Consider the following 4,791-nt stretch of genomic DNA (forward strand, 5'->3'; position numbering starts at 1 on the left):
TAAAAGAAGGAGCTAAAATGGCTTCTTTTATTAAAGCTGCCTTTAAATCGATGTGGATAATGAGTATTGACAGTTTCGTTCATATCAGGAGGCTCGACTTCCTCCCCGCGGAAAGGAAGTGCCTGGAGCGGAAAGGAACGGTCCACGGTATGCTCGCAGAATGAATTGTGATAACAAATGCATAATTTCAGATTATTCCTTTATGTTAATACACCTTTTCAATCCCCAAAGACAGTTATGGTAAAATAAATAAGAATCCTTTTAATGGAGGTAATACAATTGCCAGCAACATTAACAAATCAAGAATCATTACTTAACAGAGTATCCAAAGAATTGAACCTATCAATAAAAAATGTTAAAAACGTCATTTCACTTCTGGAGGAAGGGAATACAGTTCCTTTCATCGCACGTTATCGGAAAGAACAGACCGGAGCACTAGATGAAGTTCAGATCCGTAATATTATGGATAAATGGAACTACCTGCAAAATTTAGAGCAGAGAAAAGAAGAAGTCATCCGATTGATCGAAGAACAAGGGAAGCTGACTGAAGAGTTAACCCAGGCCATTAAAAAGGCGGATAAGCTGCAAACGGTAGAAGATTTGTACCGACCATATAAGCAAAAACGAAGAACAAAAGCCACCATAGCGAAAGAAAAAGGACTGGAACCACTGGCTGAATGGATCCTTACATTCCCGGCAACAGGAGACCTAGAAGAAAAAGCTTCTCACTACGTGGCTGAAGAAAAGGAAGTAATGACAACCGAGGAAGCTTTAAATGGGGCCAAAGACATTATTGCTGAGTACATTTCCGATGAAGCTTCATACAGAGAATACATAAGAAGTTATACGTTCCGTAAAGGGTTAATTGAATCAAAGGTAAAGAAGGAAGAGGAAGACGAAAAGAAGGTCTTCGAAATGTACTACTCTTATCAAGAACCCATTCATAAAGTAGTACCTCACCGCATATTAGCCATGAACAGAGGAGAAAAGGAAGATATATTAAAAGTGAATATCCAGCCTGATGCAGAAGGTATCCTTACCTATTTGCAAAGACAGGTCATTAAAAATGTTCATTCCATCTCCGTTCCTCTAGTGAAAGAAGCGGTAGAAGATAGCTATAAAAGATTGATCCAACCATCGGTAGAAAGAGAAATTCGTAATGAATTAACAGAGAAAGCAGAGGATCAAGCCATTCATATCTTCTCTGAAAACTTGAGAAAGTTATTGCTTCAGCCGCCGATGAAAGGAAAAATGGTCTTGGGTGTGGATCCCGCTTTCCGAACTGGCTGCAAATTAGCGGTCATTGATGAAACAGGGAAAACTCTTGATATAAATGTGATTTATCCACATTCATCCCAATCACAACTCGCAAAGGCGGAAGAAGCCATCAAAGCGATAATGACAAAATATTCGGTTGAGGTTGTTGCTATTGGAAATGGGACGGCATCCAGGGAAACAGAGCAATTTGTTGTAAATGTGTTAAAAGATATGGATCAACCTATCTTCTATTTAATTGTCAACGAAGCTGGAGCAAGTGTATATTCAGCATCAGATGTGGCGAGAGAAGAGTTCCCGGACCTCCAGGTTGAAGAAAGAAGTGCCGTCTCCATCGCAAGAAGATTGCAGGATCCATTAGCTGAATTAGTGAAAATAGATCCTAAATCTGTTGGAGTCGGGCAATACCAGCATGATGTTTCACAAAAGAAGTTGAATGAATCACTAACCTTTGTGGTGGAAACGGCTGTAAACCAAGTGGGTGTAAATGTGAATACTGCCTCCTCTTCACTATTGCAATATGTAGCGGGACTATCAAAAACAGTGGCTACTAATATTGTGAAAAAGAGAGAGGAAGAGGGCAAGTTTGTTTCCAGGTCCCAATTAAAGAAAATTCCAAGGCTTGGCGCAAAAACATACGAACAATGTATTGGCTTCCTAAGAATAATGGACGGGAAAGAGATACTTGATCGAACATCTATTCATCCGGACAATTATAACGATGTGAAGAAACTTCTTGCGAAAGTCGGGTTGAGTGTAAATAACATCGGATCAGAGGAACTGAAACAGTCTTTGAATCAATTGAATTTAGCAGAGGTCTCTGAGGAGTTGGGAATAGGGAGATTAACGCTGAAAGATATTGTGGATTCATTAATTCGACCAGGGCGTGATCCCCGTGATGAATTTCCTAAACCTCTTCTCAAGAAGGATGTCTTGAAACTCGAAGATTTAACACAAGGTATGGAGTTACAAGGGACAGTAAGAAATGTAGTGGATTTCGGTGCGTTTATCGATGTAGGTGTGAAACAGGATGGACTTGTCCATATTTCAAAGCTGAAAAATGGTTTCGTTAAGCATCCATTAGATGTGGTATCTGTTGGGGATGTTGTGACCGTTTGGGTTGATAGCGTGGATGTTCAAAAAGGCAGGGTCGCATTAACGATGATTCAATAATCAGGTAAGAGCTGACTGCAGGGTAGTGAATGTTATCTCAGGTCAGCTCTTTTTGCCATTGAGGATGGGCCATGATAGATGTCCATAATTAAGAGCTGTTCTTCTTACGATAAAAATACCAGCATTGATTAAGGAGTTTGATTTGATATCGATCCTTCTCAAAATAGGCTCTCCTCAATTGATTCACAAGCCAGTTAGGCATGGGGTAACCTCCTTATCTCTAAGAAAGTGCCAGCTGAATCCATGTGGTGACATTCCTTTGAGTATTTTGTCATGCTGAAACAGTAAGGGTGATATCTAGTTTATGCTATAATAGGTTGTCATGTTCTAATTAAGAAAGAAGGATTTCATATGACGGACGCTGAGCTGCAATTTCTTGTTGGAAAAATTTCCATTCAATCTTTTCATAAGCCTTTTCTTCATAAAGCATATTTCAACCCAAGGCTCAAGACCACTGGGGGAAGGTATATGTTAGGTAGTCATAATATCGACATAAATCGAAAATATTTAGACGAGCATGGTATGGGCGAATTAATAGGAATCATTAAACATGAGTTGTGTCATTATCATTTACATATTGAAGGTAAAGGATATAAGCATGGAGATGAAGATTTTAAGAGACTTCTAAATGAAGTTGGGGGTCCAAGACATTGTTCGATATTAACGAGTGTGAATAATAGGAGAAGGTATTTGATTTATGTGTGCTCCAAGTGCGGGTTGGAGTTTAAAAGAAGAAGGAAGATCAATATAAGAAAATACGTGTGTGGACGGTGTAAAGGCAAACTTAAATTAGTGAAGGAAGTTATTATGAAGGAAGACAAATCCTGAGTGTTTAATCCACGGACCATGATCATCTTTTTTCGGATGAAAATTGTTTGAAAGTAGTTGACAATAAATAGATGAGTCATTATAATCTAAAGAGTCGATAAGACGAGTTAAGCGAAAGAATACTTTACGTTCCGCAGTAGCTCAGTGGTAGAGCTATCGGCTGTTAACCGATCGGTCGCAAGTTCGAATCTTGCCTGCGGAGCCATTTTTATGGGGAAGTACTCAAGTGGCTGAAGAGGCGCCCCTGCTAAGGGTGTAGGTCGGGCAACTGGCGCGAGGGTTCAAATCCCTCCTTCTCCGCCATTACTTTTAAACATGGCCCATTGGTCAAGCGGTTAAGACACCGCCCTTTCACGGCGGTAACACGGGTTCGAATCCCGTATGGGTCATTTTTATTTTTGCTATTGGCAACTTAATAAAAGTTATATTGCTGACGCAGTTAATGAAAGTTATTTTGCTAAAGCAAAAAACTCTGGTCCGGTAGTTCAGTTGGTTAGAATGCCTGCCTGTCACGCAGGAGGTCGCGGGTTCGAGTCCCGTCCGGACCGCCAGATTTTTTCTTCAAAAAGTTATTGACTTTAATGTTTTTGACATGTTATTATATAAACCTCGTCACTTTTTGAGGGAACATTGGGCTATAGCCAAGCGGTAAGGCATCGCACTTTGACTGCGACATGCGTTGGTTCGAATCCAGCTAGCCCAGCCATTTAAGAGCCATTAGCTCAGTTGGTAGAGCATCTGACTTTTAATCAGAGGGTCGAAGGTTCGAGTCCTTCATGGCTCACCAAAGATTTTTGCGTAAGCAAAAGATCTTACCTTTTTTGCGACAGCAAAACACCATGCGGGTGTGGCGGAATTGGCAGACGCACCAGACTTAGGATCTGGCGCCGCAAGGCGTGGGGGTTCAAGTCCCTTCACCCGCACTTTAAAAGTTGTTGAAATAACTTATGAAAAAGTATTGACACAACAGATTATCCTCGTTATAATAGTGTTTGTCGCTTAAAACGCGGTCGTGGCGGAATGGCAGACGCGCTAGGTTGAGGGCCTAGTGGGGGCGACCCCGTGGAGGTTCAAGTCCTCTCGGCCGCACCAAAGATTTTACAACATATTGCGCCCGTAGCTCAATTGGATAGAGCGTTTGACTACGGATCAAAAGGTTAGGGGTTCGACTCCTCTCGGGCGCGCCATCTTGTTTCTACAAGCGGGTATTTCATACTCAATGCAATACATATGCTTTTCTAGCGGGAAGTAGCTCAGCTTGGTAGAGCACTTGGTTTGGGACCAAGGGGTCGCAGGTTCGAATCCTGTCTTCCCGACCATCATAATTTTATATGCGGGTGTAGTTTAGTGGTAAAACCTCAGCCTTCCAAGCTGATGATGAGGGTTCGATTCCCTTCACCCGCTCCAATTTATTACCTTTTATTGAACCTTGAAAACTGAACAAAACAAGACAATACGTCAACGTTAATTCTAGATTTATTTTTAAAGAGCTATTCAAACTTTTATCGGAGAGTT

The 4,791-nt window shown here is 41.1% G+C and carries 3 protein-coding genes and 11 tRNA genes; 13 read left to right on the plus strand and 1 reads right to left on the minus strand.

Going from position 1 to position 4,791, the window contains the following annotated elements; genetic code table 11:
- Positions 1-279 precede the first annotated feature (279 nt).
- Positions 280-2,448 carry a Tex family protein gene (locus tag ACQKFO_RS23505; protein ID WP_427601480.1) on the plus strand — a complete coding sequence of 723 codons (2,169 nt, stop codon included), beginning with the start codon at positions 280-282 and terminating at the stop codon, positions 2,446-2,448.
- Positions 2,449-2,536: 88 nt separating this feature from the next.
- On the opposite strand, the gene cmpA is transcribed toward ACQKFO_RS23505, so the two are convergent.
- On the minus strand, positions 2,537-2,650 hold the full coding sequence (cmpA, locus tag ACQKFO_RS23510) for a cortex morphogenetic protein CmpA (protein ID WP_113970254.1): 114 nt from the start codon (positions 2,648-2,650) through the stop codon (positions 2,537-2,539).
- A 149-nt stretch (positions 2,651-2,799) separates the two neighbouring features.
- Between cmpA and ACQKFO_RS23515 the strand changes: the two genes are divergently transcribed.
- The 12 genes from ACQKFO_RS23515 (at position 2,800) to ACQKFO_RS23570 (ending at position 4,683) form a co-directional block, all read left to right on the plus strand.
- On the plus strand, positions 2,800-3,276 hold the full coding sequence (locus tag ACQKFO_RS23515; RefSeq protein WP_427601482.1) for a SprT family protein: 477 nt from the start codon (positions 2,800-2,802) through the stop codon (positions 3,274-3,276).
- 130 nt (positions 3,277-3,406) lie between these two features.
- Positions 3,407-3,481: transfer RNA gene (locus ACQKFO_RS23520), tRNA-Asn, on the plus strand.
- A gap of 7 nt (positions 3,482-3,488) precedes the next feature.
- Positions 3,489-3,579, plus strand: a tRNA-Ser gene (locus ACQKFO_RS23525).
- A gap of 14 nt (positions 3,580-3,593) precedes the next feature.
- Positions 3,594-3,665, plus strand: a tRNA-Glu gene (locus ACQKFO_RS23530).
- 85 nt (positions 3,666-3,750) lie between these two features.
- Positions 3,751-3,827, plus strand: a tRNA-Asp gene (locus ACQKFO_RS23535).
- 80 nt (positions 3,828-3,907) lie between these two features.
- A tRNA-Gln gene (locus tag ACQKFO_RS23540) sits at positions 3,908-3,982 on the plus strand.
- A gap of 5 nt (positions 3,983-3,987) precedes the next feature.
- A tRNA-Lys gene (locus ACQKFO_RS23545) sits at positions 3,988-4,063 on the plus strand.
- Positions 4,064-4,117: 54 nt separating this feature from the next.
- Positions 4,118-4,199: transfer RNA gene (locus ACQKFO_RS23550), tRNA-Leu, on the plus strand.
- Between the two features lie 83 nt (positions 4,200-4,282).
- Positions 4,283-4,368: transfer RNA gene (locus ACQKFO_RS23555), tRNA-Leu, on the plus strand.
- 18 nt (positions 4,369-4,386) lie between these two features.
- Positions 4,387-4,463 (plus strand) — tRNA-Arg (locus tag ACQKFO_RS23560).
- A gap of 55 nt (positions 4,464-4,518) precedes the next feature.
- Positions 4,519-4,595 (plus strand) — tRNA-Pro (locus ACQKFO_RS23565).
- Between the two features lie 14 nt (positions 4,596-4,609).
- Positions 4,610-4,683, plus strand: a tRNA-Gly gene (locus ACQKFO_RS23570).
- Positions 4,684-4,791 lie beyond the last annotated feature (108 nt).

Source organism: Rossellomorea sp. NPDC071047, assembly GCF_050270195.1.
Taxonomy (GTDB): Bacteria; Bacillota; Bacilli; order Bacillales; family Bacillaceae_B; genus Rossellomorea.

Coding starts and splice junctions, on each gene's coding strand:
- cmpA (WP_113970254.1), bottom strand. CDS start 2,650: ATGCCTAACTGGCTTGTGAATCAATTGAGGAGAGCCTATTTTGAGAAG.
- ACQKFO_RS23515 (WP_427601482.1), top strand. CDS start 2,800: ATGACGGACGCTGAGCTGCAATTTCTTGTTGGAAAAATTTCCATTCAA.